1 protein-coding gene is annotated in these 725 nt (G+C 44.4%); it reads left to right on the forward strand.

Annotation, left to right across the window (positions count from 1 at the left end; genetic code table 11):
- Positions 1-725: elongation factor Tu (locus H5126_RS21250; protein ID WP_182721557.1), on the forward strand; the 725-nt coding region annotated here is incomplete at both ends.

The following is a 725-nucleotide window of genomic DNA, read 5'->3' on the forward strand; positions in this document are numbered from 1 at the left end:
GGTCACGCCGATTATGTTAAAAACATGATCACTGGTGCTGCTCAAATGGACGGCGCGATCTTAGTAGTTGCTGCGACAGATGGCCCTATGCCACAAACGCGTGAGCACATCCTTCTTTCTCGTCAAGTTGGCGTTCCTTACATCATCGTGTTCATGAACAAATGTGACATGGTAGATGACGAAGAACTACTTGAACTAGTAGAAATGGAAGTTCGTGAACTTCTTTCAGAATACGATTTCCCAGGTGATGACTTACCTCTAATCGCTGGTTCTGCGCTTAAAGCGTTAGAAGGCGAGAAAGAGTGGGAAGATAAGATTGTTGAGCTTGCAAACGCACTTGATTCTTATATCCCAGAGCCAGAGCGTGACATCGATAAGCCATTCATCATGCCTATCGAAGACGTTTTCTCAATCCAGGGTCGTGGTACAGTTGTAACTGGTCGTGTTGAAGCTGGTATCATCCGCATCAATGACGAAGTAGAAATTGTTGGTATCAATGATACAACTCGTTCTACTTGTACTGGTGTTGAAATGTTCCGTAAGCTTCTAGACGAAGGTCGTGCTGGCGAAAACATCGGCGCACTTCTACGTGGTACTAAACGTGAAGACGTTGAACGTGGTCAAGTACTAGCTAAGCCTGGTTCAATCAACCCACATACTACATTCACTTCAGAAGTATACGTACTTTCTAAAGATGAAGGTGGTCGTCATACTCCATTCTTCAA

Origin of the sequence: Pseudoalteromonas sp. SG45-3 (assembly GCF_014164075.1) — a bacterium.
Lineage (GTDB): Bacteria > Pseudomonadota > Gammaproteobacteria > Enterobacterales > Alteromonadaceae > Pseudoalteromonas > Pseudoalteromonas distincta.